Raw genomic sequence first — 16,343 nt, 5'->3', positions numbered from 1 at the left:
TCGCTTGTGGGTTGCCTGATGCAGGCTAGCTGCTCGGCAGCGGACCAGGGAGTAACAAGGTTGTCGTGAATCCGGGGATGGTGGCTGTCATCCAGCGTCGTGCCCGCCCGCGACCATAGGCCTGCACCTTGTTCGCCGCCGCCAGCGCGTCGAGCGAGCGCTGTGCGGTGCGTTGGCTGACGCCGAGCGCAAGCGCCAGGGCCGAACTCGACCAGGCTTCGCCATCGGCGAGCAGGGCCATCACGTCGGCGTGTGGCGTATCGTCGGGAGGCGCCAGCACGACGACCTCGCGAGCCTCACCTGCCGCCAGCGAGAATCCTCGGTGCGTCGCGCTCACCGATGCCAGCGAACGTAGCGCCGCGCGCAGTCGGCCGATCTCGACCCGCAATCGCGCACGATGCGTTTCATCGACGTAGCGCGTTCGGAAGGCACGCTTGATGAGCGCCTCTCTCGGCACGTCGTCGGGCCAGGATTCGCCCAGGGCGCGTACGAGCGCGAACAGCACCGGTCGTCGGGTGAGCGAAACCACGGTGTCGGCGTAGCGCACGACATGGCGGCACGCATCCACCACGAGGGTCCGCGATGCCAGAAGCGCCTCGACATCCTCGAGCAGCAGGGGACGGGCGTCGTCACATGTCATCCGGCGTGCCGCGGTGGTGCGAAGAATGCGCGAGGCTGTCTCGACCTCCGCCATCAGGGCAGGGATGCCGGCGGCTCGGGCGGCGTTTTCGGCCCGGGCGAGCGCGGCGTGAACCCGCCCGGTCTTGAGGCGCCGCGTCGCGATTCCCGCCACCACGAGTTCGTGGGCGGCTCGCAAGGCTGGCGGTAAAAGGGCGGTATCGATGTCGGCGAGGATAGCGTCGGCCTCGTCCAGGCGGCCGCGCAACAGCAGATGGCGGGCCTCGAGATGTCGGGCATGCGAAGCGTTCACGAGGTCGCCGTGTGCCTCCAGGGTGTCGCGGGCGCCGCCGAGGGCCCTGGCGGACCAGCCGAGGTCACGCGAGACTAGCGCGATCTCGGCTTCGGCGACGATGCATCGCGCACGGGCCACCACTTCCTTCGAGCCGAACGCTCGCGCGGCATCGCGCAGGCGCTCCCGACCCAGCGAGAGATCGCCGAGCCGCGCCATGGCGATGCCTCTCAGGGCGAGGGCAGGCGCATCCTCGCGCAGGGCGATCCGGTTCAGCGCACCGAGCGGGTCGCCCATCGCGAGTGCGCGCCCCGCGGCTTCGATCAGAGCATCCATCGGAATGTCGACGTCATTGTTACTCCCGGTCCTGGCGTGTCTGCACTAAATATATCCCATGGCCCAGCGCTAAAGGGCCACACCGGATCCATGCACGAACCCGAAGGGAGAATGCCGAAATGGTGGAACACAGAACGGCGACACGCGAAGAATGGCTGGCGGAGCGGCTCGAACTGCTGCAGGCAGAGAAGGAACTGACACGGCGCAGTGACGAATTGGCGCAGAGGCGCCAGGCACTGCCGTGGATGAGGATCGACAAGTCGTATCGTTTCGAGACCGAGGCAGGAGAGGCCTCCCTGAAGGACCTTTTCCAGGGGCGCTCGCAACTGATCATCTATCATTTCATGTTCGGCCCGGACTACGAGGCGGGCTGCCCGTCCTGCTCGATGATCGCGGATGGCTTCAACGGCTTCGTGACGCACCTGGCCCATCATGATGTCACCCTGATGGCGGTGTCGCGGGCGCCGCTGGCAATCCTGCAGGCCTACAAGCAGCGCATGGGCTGGTCCTTTCCCTGGGCCTCGTCGCCCGATGGTGACTTCAATTCCGATTTCAGCGTCTGGTTCACCGAGCAACAGCAGCGTGACGGGGACATCGAGTACAACTATCAGCGCGAACCCGTGTTCACATGGCGGGCAGGGGAGGAAGGTGGCGGCGAGGCACCGGAAGCGCAGTTCGCGGCCATGTGTGGTACCGACACGGCCACCTATCAGCGCGACCGGCCGGGGATGAGCACCTTTGTCCTGGAGGACGGTGTCGTCTACCACTGTTATTCCACGTATTCGCGCGGATTGGATGGGCTGTGGGGTTCCTACCAGTGGCTCGACCGGGCTCCCCTGGGGCGTAACGAGTCCGGAGGAATCTGGTGGCGGCGCCACGACGAGTACGCTGAGTCGTGAGTCACGAACACGTCATCTTGTCCGTTGCATGGCTCGTCGCACAGCACGGCCTGTCGAAACGAGACTTCTCCGCGCGACTATCCTGAGGCAGCGCCTCTGGCTGTCGCCATTCTCAACCTCGCGGAGAAGAGGAACCATGACCAGGATGATTTTCGTGAATCTGCCCGTTACCGACCTCGGCGCCTCGATGGCGTTCTATCAGGCCCTCGGTTTCGAGAATAACCCGACGTTCACCGATGAAACGGCGGCCTGCATGGTCTGGAGCGAGACGATCAACGTCATGCTGCTCACCCATGACAAGTGGCGGACCTTCACCAGCCGCCCGATACCGCCGGCCACCTCCAGTGAGGTGATGCTCGCCATCTCATGCGAGAGTCGGGAAGCCGTCGATGACATGAACGAGGCGGCCGCTGCCAATGGCGGTACGGCGGACATCAATCCCCTTCAGGATCTCGGTTTCATGTATAACCGCAACCTCGCGGATCCGGATGGACACGTCTGGGAGGCAATGTGGATGGACATGGCGGCGATGCCGACGGCCCCTTGAACGCAGGGGCCGATCGACCGAGAAGGGCGCTCGGTCAGGGCTTGATCTTGCCGCGCAGGGCCTTGGTCTTGCCCTTCTGAACCTTCCTGTCGACCCGGCGGCGCTGGGAGCCCCGGGTCGGCCGGGTCGCCTTGCGGGTCTTGCGTTGTTGAACGGCGCCCTGGATCAGTTCGCGTAGCCGTCCCAGGGCGTCTTCCTTGTTAAGCTCCAGCGTGCGGTGATTCTGGGCCTTGATGATGATGACCCCTTCCTTGCTGATACGCCGATCCGACAGCGCCATCAGGCGTTCCTTGTAGAAGGGAGGCAGGCTCGAGCCGGGTATGTCGAAGCGCAGGTGCACCGCTGAGGCGACCTTGTTGACGTTCTGCCCACCCGCGCCCTGGGCGCGAATCTGGGTGATCTCGATCTCCTGATCGGTCAGTTCCACGGTATTGGAAATACGCAGCATAGGCTCCCCGGGTCCGGGATCACGCCTGCGACGTGCGTCGCAGTGGGTCGAGCAACCCGCCCAGACCGTTATGGTCGATTTCATGCATCAGGTGCAGCAGCCGGCCGATCTCGCCGCTCGGAAAACCTTCCCGGGCGAACCAGTTGAGGTAAGGGCCGGGCAGGTCGGCGATCAGGGTCCCTTCGTACTTGCCGAAAGGCATCGGCAGGCTTACCAGTCGTTCCAGATCTTCGGGATTCACGGGCATGCTCCTGTCATGACGAGGGTCGTATCTTACGGCAATGGCCGGCGTTCAGGGAAATGGCCGGTATCCATGGCCCGGTGTGGTGTCGTGACCTCGCCGAGCCAGTCCTCGAAGGCGTGCATGGCCGGTGTGACGGGGCGGGACTTCAAGCGCGTCAGCCAGTAGCTGCCCATGGAAGTGTGCAGGTCGAAGGGCTGGCGGATGGCGCCGCTGGCCAGTTGGCGAGTGAACATCCGGGGCGGGCAGAGCGCCACTCCGGCCCCCTGCAGGGCGGCGTCCATCATTGCCAGCGAGGAATCGAAGACGATGCCCCGGGCGAGAGGTGGTGTGGCATGCACGCCGGCGGCTTCGAACCAGCTCGTCCATTCGTGCTCGCGATAGGAACGCAGCAGGGTGTGATGCTTCAAGTCGCCCGGCTCGTGCAGCAACTCGGCGATGCGCGGGATGCACAGGGGCGAAAGCGGTGCCTCGAAGAGCGGTATCGCCTCGGTGCCGTGCCAGCCTCCATCGCCGAAGCGTACTGCATAATCCAGCCCTTCGGCGGCGATGTCGGCTCGATTGTTGTGGGTCGACAGGCGTATCTCGATGAGTGGATGGCGCGCTTGAAAGTCCGGCAGGCGGGGCAATAGCCAGCCCACGGCGAAGGTTCCCACCGCGCCGACCATCAGGATGTCGCGGACCCGCCCCGTCTCCAGGCGTTCCAGCATCTCGGCCATGCGATCGAAGGAATCCTGCATGATGGGCAGCAGGGCCTCACCTTCCGGTGTAATCAGCAGCCCCCTTGGCAGGCGCTTGAACAGTGCCACGTCGAGTCTGCTCTCGAGCAGCTTGACCTGATGGCTGACGGCCGCCTGGGTGACGTTCAGTTCGTTGGCTGCCTGAGTGAAGCTAGCATGTCGCGCAGCGGCCTCGAAGGCACGCAGGGCATTGAGAGGGAGATGGGGTCTGACCATGACAAGCCCTAACTCAGCTTATGTGTGAGGCAAAATATCATGGTTTGTGGTGCGAATGGCCGCTATATAGGCTTGATCTTCGATGATGTCGTGAAGGCATCGGATATCCGGCCGAGCAGCGTTTATCCTGGCCTGTTTGTCGCTTGATCGAAGTGTTTCCTCACATTAAGGAGAATGTCGTGTCGTTATCCCTGACCCGTCGTAGGTTCACTGCCCTGTTGGGCTCCCTGGCCGTGGCGGGAGCCATGTTCACCCCGATGATCACCCTGGCCGATACCGAGAGCGCTGGCCTGGAGGCCGAGCTGGCATCGCTGGAGCAGCGGCTTGATGGTCGTCTCGGCGTCGCGGTGACCGATACCGGTAGTGGCCGGCATTGGGGCCATCGCGAGGACGAACGTTTCCCCATGACCAGTACCTTCAAGGTCCTGGCCTGCGCCGCCTTGCTGGACCGCGTGGATGCCGGCCAGGAAGAGCTGCAGCGCCGCGTGATCTACGAACAGGATGACCTGGTGACCTATTCGCCGGTCACCCAGGAACATGTCGGGGAACCCGGCATGACGCTGGATTCGCTCTGCGAAGCTGCCATGGGCTACAGCGACAACAGCGCAGCCAACATGGTGCTGAAGGCGATCGGTGGCCCCAGTGCGGTGACCGATTTCGCACGCTCGCTGGGCGATGACATGACGCGCCTCGACCGCTGGGAAACCAAGCTCAACGAGGCCACTCCCGGCGATCCGCGCGACACCACCACGCCGGCAGCGATGGCGGCCGACCTGCAGGCGCTGTTTCTCGGCGATCGACTCTCGGAAGAGTCTCGAGAGCGACTCACCGACTGGTTCCTCGGCAACCGGACAGGCGATGCTCGCCTGCGCGCCGGCCTACCCGACGACTGGCGGATCGGCGACCGGACCGGCAGTGGTGAACATGGCTCGACGAATAACGTGGCGGTGGCCTGGCCATCGGACGGCGAACCGGTGATCATCAGCGCCTACCTCACCGAGTTCGAAGGCGACATGGACCAGCGCAACGCTGCCATCGCCGAGGTCGGGAAGCTCGTGAAAAGGGCCTTGCAGCAACGCTGAACGGCTGTGGTTGCTGCACTCGCGTTGGGCCGGCCTTGAATCTTTCGGGGCCGGCCCACATGCAAGGGAGACAATCCCACGCGAGGAGGCAGCATGACGACACTGGTGATCGGCGCCAACGGACAGATCGGGCGCCAGTTCTGCGAGTTGGCCAAAGCGGCGGGCGAGCCCATCAAGGCGATGGTGCGAAGCGAAGAACAGCGCGCCTGGTTCGAGGAGCGTGGCATCGACACCGTGGTGGCCGACCTGGAAGGCGAGCTGCGCCATGCCTTCGAGGGCTGCGACCAGGTGCTCTTCACGGCGGGCTCCGGGCCGCATACCGGGCCCGACAAGACGCTGATGATCGATCTCTACGGGGCAATCCGCGCCGCCGATTTGGCGAGCGAGCTGGGGCTGTCACGCTATCTGATGGTCAGCGCCATGCGCGCCGATGACCCGCTGAGCGCTCCCGAGAAGCTGCGCCCCTACACGGCGGCCAAGTTCGCTGCCGATGGGCACCTTCGCCACTCGCGAGTGCCGCATGTCATCCTCAAGCCCGGCCGACTGACCGATGAGGCCGCCACTCGCAAGGTCGCTACCTCGCTCGAGGAAACCGGCGGCGAAAACACCGTCTCCCGGGCCAATGTGGCGCATGCGCTGTTGCATCTGGTCCAGGCTCGCACGCTGGTCGACCGTGAATTCGACCTGCTCGACGGCGAACGCGAGATCGCCGAGGCGCTGTCATGAGCGAAGGGAGCGCCTCCGGGAGTGGCGAGCAGGCCCTTGCCGATCGGGCACGGCGGGTGCTGGAAACGCTGCCCGAGTCCGCTTTGCCGATAACCTATCGCCAGCTCGCCGAGACCCTGGGGCTGACGCCGCCGCGCACCATTCAGCGCGTGACGACAGCCCTGGAGGCGTTGATGCACGAGGATGTCCGCCAGGCACGACCCATGATCGCCGCCCTGGTGGTCAGCCAGCGTGGCGGAGAGAGCCTGCCGGCGACGGGCTTCTTCGAGCTGGCCGCCGCGCTCGGGCGCCTCCCGGCCGATCCCGCGCGCCGGGCCGACGCCTATCGCGAGGAATTTCGTCGCGCCCTGGCGGCTCGCGGCTGAGGGCCGGCGTTCAGCCGGACCCGGTGATCAGCCCTATCACGCTGACCAGGATCAACACGCCGCCGAGCACACGGAAGAAAACGCCGCTGCCGGCGGACAACATGTAGCGATGGGCACGTTCGCCGATCAGGTGGCCGACCAGCGCACAGGGCAGCAGCCACAGTTGGTGGATCAGTTGCAGGTCAACGCCGGCAATGACGAACGAGACCATCTTGATCGCCACCAGGATGAACCACAGCACGAACAGGGTGTCGCGTAGTTGGTGTTTCGCCACGTGACTGGCGAATACCGAGACGATCAGGGGCGCGCCGATCAATGAAGTACCGCTGACGTAACCGCCCAGCCCCAGCAGCACGCAGTCGACGGCTTTGTTCTGGCTGCGAAATGGCCGGTTCAGCAGGTAACTCGTGCCGTAGACGAGCACGATCACGAAGATGATGATCGACATGATGTTGCCCGGCAGGGTCAATAGCCCCACCACGCCGATCAGCTTCGGCACGATCATGATCTTCAGTGCCCGGAACAGGTAGGCCCAATCGATATTGCCGCCATCGCGCGCCTCCGTATCACCGGTGGCGCGAACCTGGCGATGGCCGCGCCAGGCGATCCAGCTCGAGAAGATCAGCAGGTGGATGGCGACGATCGGCAGGAAGACCAGCGGCTCATCGAGCACCAGCAACAGGAAGGGCAGGGCCAGTACCGCGCCACCGAAGCCCAGGCTCGTTCTGACGAAGCCGCTCCAGGCGAAGATCAAGCCGATGAGTGCGTACTGATACCATTCGAGTTCCGCCATGGTTCAGGCCACTTCCGGTGTCTTGCACACATCCACCCACTCGGCGTCGACGAGGTCGGCCAGCCGTGTCGGGGTGAGGCGTACGGCGCTGTTCACTTCGCCAGCGGCGGGCAACACCTCGTCATAGGCCTTGAGCGAAGCATCGCAGTAGACCGGCAGCGGCGAGGCCAGCCCGAACGGGCAGACACCGCCCACGGGATGCCCGGTCAGTGCCAGCACGGTCTCGGCATCGAGCATCTTCGCCTTGCCGGCGAAGGTATCGCGCATCTTGCGATTGTCGAAGCGCGCATCGCCGCTGGCCACGACCAGTACCTGGCGTTCGCCGATCCGGAAGACCAGGGTCTTGGCGATCTGTCCTGGCGCCACTCCATGCGCCTCGGCGGCCAGGGCTACGGTGGCGGTACTGGTCTCGAACTCGAGTATCTCGATGTCGGGGGCTTTCTCGGCGAGAAAGGTGCGCACGCTGGCAAGGCTCATGGTCGGCTCCCTGATTCATTCACCAAACCACGATCATAGCGAATCAGAGAATCCTGTGAAGGTGGCCCGGCTATTGGGCGCGGCGCTTTACGTCCTCGAGGAAGGTCTGGATGCGGGCCGCGTTGGTGCCGAGGTCGCTGCGTCCTATCCGCGAGGCCGAGCGCATGTCGACCCGGACGCCGTCCGGTGTTTCCGTCAGCCGGACCACGATGTCGTCTTCGAAGCCGAACCAGCGCGTGGTGGAGGTCGCTTCGAGGCGGTGGGACGTGACCTCGGCGATGTGCCAGTCCTGGGCGTTGGCCGCGGTCTCCACGGCGGCCATGACCCGATCCAGGGGCTGGTCCAGGGTGATGGGCGCGAGATGTGGATAGGCGATGCGCTGCTGCCGGGCGGTGGGTTCGCCGGGATAGGCGACCGCATTGGGAGCCGCCTGGCGTTCGTCTGCCAGTGCCTCGAAGGCGGGCGGGGTGGTCATGTCGGTGGTGATGTCGTGAATCGGCGGCACGGTGCGGGCCATGTGCATCATCTGCGCCGGCAGCGCGATGGTCGCCGCTACCGCCAGAATCACCAGCATGCCCACCAGCGCCGGTCGCCAGCGACGGCACAGCCCGGCCACCATGAAGGTCAGCAGGCCCAGCACGCCGGCCCCAAGGGCCAGATGCGCGCCCTGGCGCAGCAAGGTGAACGACGCCCCCAGCGATAGCCACTCGAGCCGATAGGCCGGCCCTGCCGCCCCCATCAGCGCCACCGCGACCACCAGCAGGATGACGCCCAGCCAGCCAAGCACGACGGGCCAGTTGCCGCCTCGGGGGCGTGGCTTGAAGGTCAGGGACGACATAACGCGCATTCTCCCGATGCAGATGACAAACCCATAGCATAGGCCCCCGACCCCCTCCTTGCCGACCGGGGCCAGAAAATTCATGCCGAGCAGCATGGGCGCCCGCGCTCCGCGACGAGACGGGAAAGCCTGTCCAGGCGCGCATGAAGCGCATCCGGCGCGTTGCCTGGCATCACGGTAGCGAGACGGCTACTGTCGCCAGAACATGGGCGTCAGGAGAATCAGTACCGTCAGGATCTCGAGACGTCCCAGCAGCATGCCCGCACAGAGTAGCCATTTGGCGGCATCCGGCAGCGGGGCGAAGTTTCCGGCGGGGCCGATCGTCTCACCCAGGCCGGGCCCGACATTGGCGACCGCCGTGGCCGCGCCGGACAGGGCTGTAGTGAAGTCGAGCCCGAGCAGACTCAGCCCCAGGGCCAGGCCGGCGACCGTCAGGAAGAAGAAGAAGGAGAAGGCCACAACGCCACGCGTGATGTCATCGGTCAGCGGCTGGTTGTTGTAGCGCGAGACGAAGACGCCGCTGGCGTGTATCAGGTAGCGCAACTGGTCGCGCAGCAGCAGCATGGCTACCTGAAAACGGAAGATCTTCATGCCGCCGCTGGTGGAGCCGCTGCAGCCACCGACGAAGGTGAGATAGAAGAACGCCACGTAGGCCGTGGCTCCCCAGGCGCTGTAATCGTCCGAGGCATAGCCGGTGGTGGTGACCACGGAGACGACGTTGAACGTTACCTGAGTCAGTGACGCGAAGGCTGGGGTGCCCTGTGAGATTCGCCAGATCGTGAGCGCGAGGATGACGAGCAACAGCAGCAACAGCAGGCCTTGTACCTGCTGGTCGCGCAGCAGGGCCATGCGCGAGCCGCGCAGGAAGCGAATGTAGAGCACGAACGGCAAGGCGCCGCAGAGCATGAACAGGCTGCCCATCCAGAGCAGCAGCGGCTGTTCGGCATAGGCCCCGAAGGAGGCATCGGAGTTGGCGAAGCCGCCGGTGGCAAGCGAGGTCATGGCGTGCACGACGGCATCGAGCGGGGTCATTCCGCCGAGGTAATAGGCCAGCGCGGCCAGCAGGGTGAAGCCGCAGTAGATGCCCAGTGTCGCCTTGGCGATGCCGCCCGTGCGTGGCATCACCTTGTCGGACCAGTCGGAGGATTCAGTATGGAACAGGCGCATGCCGCCGACCTTGAGAAACGGCAGGATGGCGATGCCCATGACGATGATGCCGATGCCGCCGAGCCACTGCATGATGCCGCGCCAGAGCTTGAGGCCATCCGAGAGATCCTCGATATGCACCAGTATCGTCGAGCCTGTGGTGGTGATGGCCGACACGGACTCGAAGACCGCATTGGTCAGGGACAACTGCGGCGCCCCCAGAACCAGAGGCAGGCTGGCGAAACCGCTGATGGTCACCCAACTGAGTGTCGTCAGCACGAACATCTGCCAGGGCTTGAGGCTGACCGGAATCCGCCAGGTGACGATCCACGACAGTGCCGCTGCCGCCAGCACGATGGCGATGGACAGGCCGAAAGCCAGGGCGTCCGGTTCACTCTCGACGATCAATACCAGCAGCGGCACTGCCATGAACATGGCCAGGACCAGCCATAACACGGCAAGCACCTTGAGAATGGGCGCCCAGCGGCGCAACGTATCCGTGACCCTTTGGGTGTCAGCCATGGACGAGGCCTCTCCTTTTCTTCATCCACCTCATCGAACGAGATGCACATGAAAGCATGGAGCGGCATAAAAATCCGTAAAATTACCGAGATCGGTGCCTTCGGGTCGTGCCGGTCGCGGGGGCGCCCGCGCAAACGCGGGATCGCCGTGTCGGTGATCTCAGCGGTAGGTGGCCCGATCGGCCCGGGTATCGCGCAGGCGTTGCTCGTCTAGCGCGATGCCAAGGCCCGGCGCTTCCGAGAGGGACAGCCAGCCGGCGGCGTCGGTGGTCAGCGGAGCGACGAGCGGGTAATCGCGGGCCTCGGGCGTCCACTCCGGCGGGTCGAAGGGGAATTCCAGATAAGGACAACCCTCGGGTCCTACGGTACCGGCGGTCAGGTGCAGGTTGGCGATCAGGCCGATGCCGTTGCCCCAGGTATGCGGGGTGAACCACTTGCCGTGCGCGGTCACTTCCCGTGCCAGCCGGGAGAGCCCCTGCATGCCGATCGAGCAGACGGCGTCGGGCTGGTAGACGTCCAGGCAGTCGCGCCGCAACATCTCGTGGAACTCGTAGGGCTCGCGGGTCATCTCGCCGCCGGCGATCTTCAAGCTGTCGCCGGTGTGGGCGTTGAGCGCCGCCATGCCGGGATAATCACCCCGGTAGAGCGGTTCCTCCATCCATAGCACGTCGTGGCGTATCAGCTCCTCGGCCACTTCGCTGGCCTTGGCCAGATCCCAGGGCGCCTGGACGTCCCAGGGCATGCGCCAGCCCTGGTTGCAGTCAACCATCAGCGTGAAGGCTTCGCCGAGCGTCTGGCGCACCGCCGCCAGGGCCGCGATGTCGTCCTCGAGCCGGGGCCGGCCGAAGCGCAGCTTCATGGCCGTAAAACCGGCGTCGCGTACCTGTTCGGCCAGGGCCACCAGTTGCTCGAGCGGGCGATGGGTGCCGCTGGAGGCATAGGCACGCAGTCGGTTCGAGGTGCCGCCGAGCATGCGCCAGACCGGCTCGCCACGAATCTTGCCGGCGAGGTCCCAGAGCGCGACTTCCAGCGGCCAGCAGCGCCCGGCGTGAAAGCCGATGTTGTCGATCACCCCGCTGTGTCGTTCCAGGTCCAGCGGGTCGCGGCCGATGAACAGCGAGCGAAAGTCCTCGAAGCCGTACATCGCGTCGCCGGAGCCGACGCCTTCGCGCCCCTCGCTGTCGATCACCCGGACCAGCGTCGCCGGAAACAGCCGGCGCGGCTGGCTATCCCAGGCCGCCGGGAAGGGCGGCTCGAGCGGCTGTTGGTGGTGGGTGATCTCGATGCGTTCGATGACACTCATGCGGGGTGCTCCTGAGCGGCTTTCAGGTGGGCCAGGCGGCGCTCGAACAACGACACTGTGGCCTCGGCGAGCGCATGCCAGTCGTCGGCTTCCGGCCGTCGCGCGGCGTTGTCGGCCATGGGGGCGTTCTCCTCGGCCTGCATGGTCGCGGCAAGCGCTCCGGCATTCAGCTCGAGGTTGGCGAAGGGAGCCAGCGCCGCGTTGAAGTGGGCGGCATCGACCAGGGTGCTGAAGCGGGCGGGCAGCTCGCTGGCGGTGTTGCCACTCGCCAGGGCCTCGGCCGTCGGGGCGAAGACGGCCTCGCGTCCCTCGATCGTCCAGGCCAGCGTGGCCTCCACGCCGAGCGTCACGGCGATGCCATGCGGCAGATGGTAGAGCGAGCCGAGGGCATGGCCGATGTTGTGGCCCAGGCCCGTGCCGCCGTTGTCGATCGCCTGGCCGGCGAGACAGGCGGCGACCTGCATCTGCTGGCGCGCTTCCAGATCGTCGGGGGCCGTCACCGCGCGGGGCAGCGCCTGGCCGATCAGACGCATCGCCTGCCGCGCGCTGGCCTCGATGAAGGCATGTCGACTCTTGCCGCTGGCCGCCTCCAGGGCGTGCACGAAGGCGTCCAACCCGGTGGCGGCGGTCAGTGGCGCGGGCAGGGTGCGCGTCAGTTCGGGGTCGAGCAGCACCGCCTCGGGCAGCAGTTCGTCGCCCCAGGCCCACTGCTTGCTGCCTTGCGCGTCGGTGACGATTGAGGTGCGGGTAACCTCCGAGCCAGTGCCTGACGTAGTGGGAATCATCACCGAGGGCGCGCGTCCCGTCCAAGGCGTGCGGGCGAGCAGGTAGTCGGCCATGGTGCCGGGGCTCTCCGCCAGGGCAGCCACCAGCTTGGCGATGTCCAGGGCGGTGCCGCCGCCCAGGCCGATCACCAGTGGCGACGTCAGCTCGCGCGCGGCCTCGGCGCCGGCGTCGACCGTGGCGAGTGTCGGCTCGCCGGCCGGCGCGATGAAGCGCGTTACGGGCAGTTCGTCGTTCAACAGAGAGGCCAGCCGGTCGACCAGGCCGGTAGCAGCGATGCCGGCATCGGCGACGATCAACGTGCTGCTGGCGCCATGGGCGTGGCACAGCTCGGGCAGTTGCGCCAGCGCACCGGCGCCGACCACCAGGGGCACCTGCCGGCCGGTCGTGAAGTTCATCGGCATGTCAGGTATCCAGTTCGATCCAGGTGGTCTTGAGTTCAGTGTACTTGTCGAAGGCGTATAGCGACTTGTCGCGGCCCTGGCCAGACTGCTTGAAGCCACCGAAGGGCGCGTTGATGGAGGTGTGGTCATAGCAGTTGACCCAGACGGTGCCGGCGCGCAGGGCGCGGGCGGCGCGGTGGCCGTCGCTCATGCGGTTGGTCCAGACCGCCGCGCCGAGGCCGTAGTCGGTGTCGTTGGCGACTTCCAGGGCCTTGTCGAGGCCATCGACGGCGATCACCACCAGCACCGGCCCGAAGATCTCCTCGCGGGCGATACGCATGTCGTTGGTGACGTCGTCGAAGATTGCCGGCGTGATGAAAACGCCGCCGCTGTCCTGGCGCACGCGCTCGCCGCCGAACAGCAGCCGGGCGCCTTCGTCGCGGCCCTGACGGAGATAGCCCATAACCTTGTCGGCGTGTGCGGGCTCGATCATCGCGCCCATCTGGGTGTCGGGGTCGAGGGGATCGCCGGGCTGGAGCCGGTCGGCCCACTGGCGCACCTTGGTCAGCAGCTCGTCCTTGATGGCGCGGTCGACGATCAGTCGGGTGCCGGCGTGGCAGGTTTCGCCCTGGTTGTACCAGACGCCGTAGGCGACATACATGGCGATGCGGTCGAGGTCGTCGACGTCGCGGGTGACGATGTGCGGACTCTTGCCGCCGCATTCCAGGCCGATGCGTTTCATGTTGGAGCGGGCCGAGTATTCCAGAAACTTCTTGCCGATCTCGGTGGAGCCGGTGAAGCCGATGGCGTCGATGTCATCGTGAAGGCCCAGCGCCTGGCCGGCCTCGTGGCCCAGGCCGGTGATCACCTGGAGGGCGCCGCTCGGAATACCGGCGTCTCGGGCCAGGGCGGCGACGCGTAGGGTGGCCAGTGTCGACTGCTCGGCGGGCTTGAGAATTACCGAGTTGCCGGCGCCCAGCGCCGGGCCGAGCTTCCAGCCGGCAATGATCAGCGGATAGTTCCAGGGCACCACCGCAGCAACCACGCCGACCGGCTCGCGCTCGATGAAACAGACACTGGAAGCGCCATTGGGCGCGGTCTCGCCGTACAGCTTGTCGAGCGCTTCGGCGTACCAGCGCAGCCCGCCCACCAGGCCGGGTACATCCACGCTGGTGGTCTGGCCGATCGGCTTGCCGGTCTCCAGGGTCTCGAGCAGGGCGATCTCGTCGGCGTGGTCGGAGATGGCGTCGGCCCAGGCGAGCATGCGTGCCTTGCGCTCGGCGGGCGACAGATTGCGCCACTCGCCGGCTTCGAAGGTGCGCCGTGCGATCGCCACTGCTCGGTCGACATCGGCAGTGTCGCAGGCGGCCACCTCGGTCAGCGGCTTGCCGGTGGCCGGGTTGCGGGCGGTGAAGGTGCGACCGGATTCGGCATCTCGCCATTCGCCGCCCACATAGGAGTGGTGGGGCAGCGGCAGCCGCGCGGCCAGCTCGCGCCAGCCGTCCAGGTCGCGTGTTCGAGGCGTCAGTATCGCGGTGTCGTCGGCCATGATGAAGCAGGTTTCCAGAGCTGAAGGATGAGGATTTCGATGGCCAGTCTGGGCAGCGTCGGATGGGGCGACAAACGAGGATTTGGTACCCTGGGCATGAGTAAAACGCATGGTGTGCTGGAGTAACCTGTATTCCAGAACGTAACTTCCCGACAAAAACGCATGAGGGCCAGCCATGAGTCGCTACCTGCCACCGCTCAACGCCCTCAAGGCCTTCGAGGCCGCCGCCCAGTGCCAGAACTTCACCCAGGCGGCACAGCGACTGCACGTGACGCAGAGCGCGATCAGCCGCCAGGTACGCCACCTGGAGGAACAGCTGGGCGTCATCCTGTTCGAGCGTCGGCCGGGGCAGTTGCGACTGACCGAGGCGGGGCGGCGTCTGCTGCCGGCGTTGAGTACCTCCTTCGACCGCATTGCCCTGACGGTGCGCGATCTCGCCTCGCCGACGGATCTCACCCGCTTGCGTCTCAATGTGCCGCCGACACTGGCCAGCCGCTGGCTGGTGCCGCGCCTGGACGATCTGCGACGGCGCTATCCGTCCCTGTCGTTGACCCTGACCACTCGCGAGGTCGATGACTTGGCCGCCGACAGCACCCTGGATGCCGCCATCCGCTTCGGTGACGGCGACTGGACCGATGTCGAGCCGCATTTCCTGATGCAGGAGAGCCACATTGCCGTCTGCTCTCCACGCCTGCTACGCGACGGTCGACCGCTGGATCTACGCGAGCAGACGCTGCTGCACGTGATGCGCACCACCGAAGATCGTTTTCCGACCTGGCGGCACTGGCTGGAGGCGGCGGGCATCGAAGGTATCGATACCGAGGGCGGGCTGGAATTCGACCTGCTGGATCTGGCGATTCGTGCCGCCCTGGAGGGGCTGGGCATCACCATCGCCGACCGCGCCATGGTCGCCAGGGAACTGACCAAGGGGGAACTGGTGCAGCCGCTGGCGGCGGCAATGCCGGGGCATCAGTCCTATTGGTTCACCACGCGGCGGGGGCAGGGCGATGAACCGTCACTGACGCTGCTGCGCGACTGGTTGCAGGGCGCCGTGGGCAACGACCATGCCTGACAACTGACAGGGGCAGTCGGAGGGGATGGTCAGGACGAGGCCGGGACGGCGTCAGCGATCACCTCTCGCAGGCGTTGCACGAAGGCCTCGAAGGCGGGATGCGTCAGGCTGGGCGAGCGATGGATCTCCAGCTCGGCGGCGGGCAGGGGCGGCAAACCCTCGGCCTCGCCGAGCACTCGCCAGTGCTCGGGAAGCGAGTGCAGGTCGCAGAGCGTCAAAGCGCGGGCCTGATCGACGATGACGCGAAGACCACTGGGGCTCTGGCTGGTCGAGTCGACCTGCCAGGCCAACCCCCGTTCGGTCAGCGCCTGCAGGGCGCGACGCCGATAAATGCACTGCTCGGGGAACAGGGCCAACGGCAGGGGGCGCTGCGGGTCGAGCTGGAAATCGCGATGGGCGGCCCATACCACGGCTTCCTTGCCAAGCACATCGCCGCCGCTGTCGGCGGCGTGACGCACCGCCAGCACCAGGTCCAGCGAGCCGTCATCGAGCCGGGCGAGCAGTTCGGTGGACATGCGGCAGTGGATGTGGACCCGTACTTCCGGATGAGCGGCCGAGAATCTCTCGAGCAAGGCAGGCAGCCAGGTATCGGCATGATCCTCGGGCAAGCCGAAACGCAGGGTGATCGGTTCGCTCGAGACGCTCAGCGCACCCAGCGCCTCGCGCTGCAACTGCAGCAGGCGCCGTGCGTAGACGAGGAAGGTCTGGCCATCCGGCGTCAGCGACAGGTGGCGGCTGGTGCGGTTCAGCAGACGTGTGCCCAGGCGCTCCTCCAGCGTGCTCACGCGCAGGCTGATGGTCGACTGCGTCTTGTGCAGATAGCGCGCGGCCGTCGTAAAGCCGCCGCTGTCGGCTACTGTGATGAAGGCCAGCAACAGGTCACTGTCGAGGGCGGGCAGGCGCGATCGATCGGAATCGCCGATTGAATCCATCGGAATGACTCGTTTCTCGAATGGCTGTGGGGCGTC

Annotated in this window: 18 protein-coding genes; 6 read left to right on the top strand and 12 right to left on the bottom strand. The window is 66.0% G+C overall.

The annotated features are described in order from the left end of the window. Positions 1 to 25: 25 nt before the first annotated feature. Positions 26 to 1,246: a helix-turn-helix domain-containing protein gene (locus FZZ93_RS09130; RefSeq protein ID WP_149322015.1), complete on the bottom strand. Its 1,221-nt coding sequence runs from the start codon at positions 1,244 to 1,246 to the stop codon at positions 26 to 28. Between the two features lie 119 nt (positions 1,247 to 1,365). Here FZZ93_RS09130 and FZZ93_RS09125 point away from each other — a divergent pair, with 119 nt between their 5' ends. Then, on the top strand, positions 1,366 to 2,145 hold the full coding sequence (locus tag FZZ93_RS09125; protein WP_149322014.1) for a DUF899 domain-containing protein: 780 nt from the start codon (positions 1,366 to 1,368) through the stop codon (positions 2,143 to 2,145). 136 nt (positions 2,146 to 2,281) lie between these two features. Beyond that, complete coding sequence (locus FZZ93_RS09120) at positions 2,282 to 2,692, top strand: VOC family protein (RefSeq protein WP_149322013.1); 411 nt, start codon at positions 2,282 to 2,284, stop codon at positions 2,690 to 2,692. A gap of 34 nt (positions 2,693 to 2,726) precedes the next feature. On the opposite strand, the gene arfB is transcribed toward FZZ93_RS09120, so the two are convergent. From arfB to FZZ93_RS09105, 3 genes are read right to left on the bottom strand one after another with little or no spacing between them, the layout of a single operon-like run. Then, entirely contained in the window at positions 2,727 to 3,140 is a 414-nt protein-coding gene (arfB, locus tag FZZ93_RS09115) for an alternative ribosome rescue aminoacyl-tRNA hydrolase ArfB (RefSeq protein ID WP_149322012.1), read from the bottom strand. Positions 3,141 to 3,159: 19 nt separating this feature from the next. After that, positions 3,160 to 3,381, bottom strand: coding sequence for a DUF3820 family protein (locus FZZ93_RS09110; protein ID WP_149322011.1), 222 nt, complete (start codon positions 3,379 to 3,381; stop codon positions 3,160 to 3,162). 32 nt (positions 3,382 to 3,413) lie between these two features. Beyond that, a complete protein-coding gene (locus FZZ93_RS09105) occupies positions 3,414 to 4,337 on the bottom strand; it encodes a LysR family transcriptional regulator (RefSeq protein ID WP_149322010.1) in 924 nt (307 codons plus the stop codon). 179 nt (positions 4,338 to 4,516) lie between these two features. Between FZZ93_RS09105 and bla the strand changes: the two genes are divergently transcribed. The 3 genes from bla (at position 4,517) to FZZ93_RS09090 (ending at position 6,510) form a co-directional block, all read left to right on the top strand. Continuing rightward, complete coding sequence (gene bla / locus FZZ93_RS09100) at positions 4,517 to 5,419, top strand: class A beta-lactamase (RefSeq protein WP_223111783.1); 903 nt, start codon at positions 4,517 to 4,519, stop codon at positions 5,417 to 5,419. A gap of 93 nt (positions 5,420 to 5,512) precedes the next feature. Further along, positions 5,513 to 6,145, top strand: coding sequence for an SDR family oxidoreductase (locus FZZ93_RS09095; protein ID WP_149322009.1), 633 nt, complete (start codon positions 5,513 to 5,515; stop codon positions 6,143 to 6,145). Then, on the top strand, positions 6,142 to 6,510 hold the full coding sequence (locus FZZ93_RS09090) for a hypothetical protein (protein ID WP_149322008.1): 369 nt from the start codon (positions 6,142 to 6,144) through the stop codon (positions 6,508 to 6,510). The genes FZZ93_RS09095 and FZZ93_RS09090 overlap by 4 nt, the downstream gene beginning before the upstream one ends. A gap of 10 nt (positions 6,511 to 6,520) precedes the next feature. Here FZZ93_RS09090 and FZZ93_RS09085 read toward each other — a convergent pair whose 3' ends face one another. The 7 genes from FZZ93_RS09085 to FZZ93_RS09055 form a co-directional block, all read right to left on the bottom strand. Continuing rightward, on the bottom strand, positions 6,521 to 7,303 hold the full coding sequence (locus tag FZZ93_RS09085) for a TSUP family transporter (protein WP_149322007.1): 783 nt from the start codon (positions 7,301 to 7,303) through the stop codon (positions 6,521 to 6,523). A 3-nt stretch (positions 7,304 to 7,306) separates the two neighbouring features. Then, positions 7,307 to 7,780 (bottom strand): YbaK/EbsC family protein, encoded by a 474-nt coding sequence (locus FZZ93_RS09080; RefSeq protein WP_149322006.1) that lies wholly within the window; start codon positions 7,778 to 7,780, stop codon positions 7,307 to 7,309. Positions 7,781 to 7,850: 70 nt separating this feature from the next. Beyond that, complete coding sequence (locus FZZ93_RS09075) at positions 7,851 to 8,618, bottom strand: DUF1499 domain-containing protein (RefSeq protein ID WP_149322005.1); 768 nt, start codon at positions 8,616 to 8,618, stop codon at positions 7,851 to 7,853. Between the two features lie 189 nt (positions 8,619 to 8,807). After that, positions 8,808 to 10,286, bottom strand: a complete 1,479-nt coding sequence (trkI, locus tag FZZ93_RS09070) for a Trk system potassium transporter TrkI (RefSeq protein WP_149322004.1) — start codon at positions 10,284 to 10,286, stop codon at positions 8,808 to 8,810. A gap of 159 nt (positions 10,287 to 10,445) precedes the next feature. Beyond that, complete coding sequence (locus FZZ93_RS09065; protein ID WP_149322003.1) at positions 10,446 to 11,588, bottom strand: mandelate racemase/muconate lactonizing enzyme family protein; 1,143 nt, start codon at positions 11,586 to 11,588, stop codon at positions 10,446 to 10,448. Beyond that, a complete protein-coding gene (locus FZZ93_RS09060) occupies positions 11,585 to 12,775 on the bottom strand; it encodes an iron-containing alcohol dehydrogenase (protein WP_149322002.1) in 1,191 nt (396 codons plus the stop codon). Before FZZ93_RS09060 ends, FZZ93_RS09065 begins: the two co-directional genes overlap by 4 nt. A 1-nt stretch (position 12,776) precedes the next feature. Continuing rightward, positions 12,777 to 14,303 (bottom strand): aldehyde dehydrogenase, encoded by a 1,527-nt coding sequence (locus FZZ93_RS09055; RefSeq protein ID WP_149322001.1) that lies wholly within the window; start codon positions 14,301 to 14,303, stop codon positions 12,777 to 12,779. A gap of 175 nt (positions 14,304 to 14,478) precedes the next feature. On the opposite strand from FZZ93_RS09055, the gene FZZ93_RS09050 reads away from it, so the two are divergent. Further along, the gene (locus tag FZZ93_RS09050) at positions 14,479 to 15,375 is read left to right on the top strand and encodes a LysR substrate-binding domain-containing protein (RefSeq protein WP_149322000.1); all 897 of its coding nucleotides are present in this window, start codon (positions 14,479 to 14,481) and stop codon (positions 15,373 to 15,375) included. A gap of 29 nt (positions 15,376 to 15,404) precedes the next feature. On the opposite strand, the gene FZZ93_RS09045 is transcribed toward FZZ93_RS09050, so the two are convergent. After that, positions 15,405 to 16,307 (bottom strand): LysR substrate-binding domain-containing protein, encoded by a 903-nt coding sequence (locus FZZ93_RS09045; RefSeq protein ID WP_246146167.1) that lies wholly within the window; start codon positions 16,305 to 16,307, stop codon positions 15,405 to 15,407. Positions 16,308 to 16,343: the final 36 nt, after the last annotated feature.

It is taken from the genome of Halomonas eurihalina (assembly GCF_008274785.1).
Classification (GTDB): Bacteria; Pseudomonadota; Gammaproteobacteria; order Pseudomonadales; family Halomonadaceae; genus Halomonas; species Halomonas eurihalina.
Note: the sequence above shows the minus strand (reverse complement) of the source record. Positions and strands in the feature narration are given on the sequence as shown.

Excerpts from the sequence above, each read along its gene's own strand:
- FZZ93_RS09060 (WP_149322002.1), bottom strand. The coding sequence starts at position 12,775 with ATGCCGATGAACTTCACGACCGGCCGGCAGGTGCCCCTGGTGGTCGGC.
- FZZ93_RS09125 (WP_149322014.1), top strand. The coding sequence starts at position 1,366 with ATGGTGGAACACAGAACGGCGACACGCGAAGAATGGCTGGCGGAGCGG.
- FZZ93_RS09095 (WP_149322009.1), top strand. The coding sequence starts at position 5,513 with ATGACGACACTGGTGATCGGCGCCAACGGACAGATCGGGCGCCAGTTC.
- arfB (WP_149322012.1), bottom strand. The coding sequence starts at position 3,140 with ATGCTGCGTATTTCCAATACCGTGGAACTGACCGATCAGGAGATCGAG.
- FZZ93_RS09105 (WP_149322010.1), bottom strand. The coding sequence starts at position 4,337 with ATGGTCAGACCCCATCTCCCTCTCAATGCCCTGCGTGCCTTCGAGGCC.
- trkI (WP_149322004.1), bottom strand. The coding sequence starts at position 10,286 with ATGGCTGACACCCAAAGGGTCACGGATACGTTGCGCCGCTGGGCGCCC.
- FZZ93_RS09045 (WP_246146167.1), bottom strand. The coding sequence starts at position 16,307 with ATGGATTCAATCGGCGATTCCGATCGATCGCGCCTGCCCGCCCTCGAC.
- FZZ93_RS09055 (WP_149322001.1), bottom strand. The coding sequence starts at position 14,303 with ATGGCCGACGACACCGCGATACTGACGCCTCGAACACGCGACCTGGAC.
- FZZ93_RS09085 (WP_149322007.1), bottom strand. The coding sequence starts at position 7,303 with ATGGCGGAACTCGAATGGTATCAGTACGCACTCATCGGCTTGATCTTC.
- FZZ93_RS09080 (WP_149322006.1), bottom strand. The coding sequence starts at position 7,780 with ATGAGCCTTGCCAGCGTGCGCACCTTTCTCGCCGAGAAAGCCCCCGAC.
- FZZ93_RS09130 (WP_149322015.1), bottom strand. The coding sequence starts at position 1,246 with ATGGATGCTCTGATCGAAGCCGCGGGGCGCGCACTCGCGATGGGCGAC.
- FZZ93_RS09090 (WP_149322008.1), top strand. The coding sequence starts at position 6,142 with ATGAGCGAAGGGAGCGCCTCCGGGAGTGGCGAGCAGGCCCTTGCCGAT.
- FZZ93_RS09050 (WP_149322000.1), top strand. The coding sequence starts at position 14,479 with ATGAGTCGCTACCTGCCACCGCTCAACGCCCTCAAGGCCTTCGAGGCC.
- FZZ93_RS09075 (WP_149322005.1), bottom strand. The coding sequence starts at position 8,618 with ATGTCGTCCCTGACCTTCAAGCCACGCCCCCGAGGCGGCAACTGGCCC.
- FZZ93_RS09120 (WP_149322013.1), top strand. The coding sequence starts at position 2,282 with ATGACCAGGATGATTTTCGTGAATCTGCCCGTTACCGACCTCGGCGCC.
- FZZ93_RS09065 (WP_149322003.1), bottom strand. The coding sequence starts at position 11,588 with ATGAGTGTCATCGAACGCATCGAGATCACCCACCACCAACAGCCGCTC.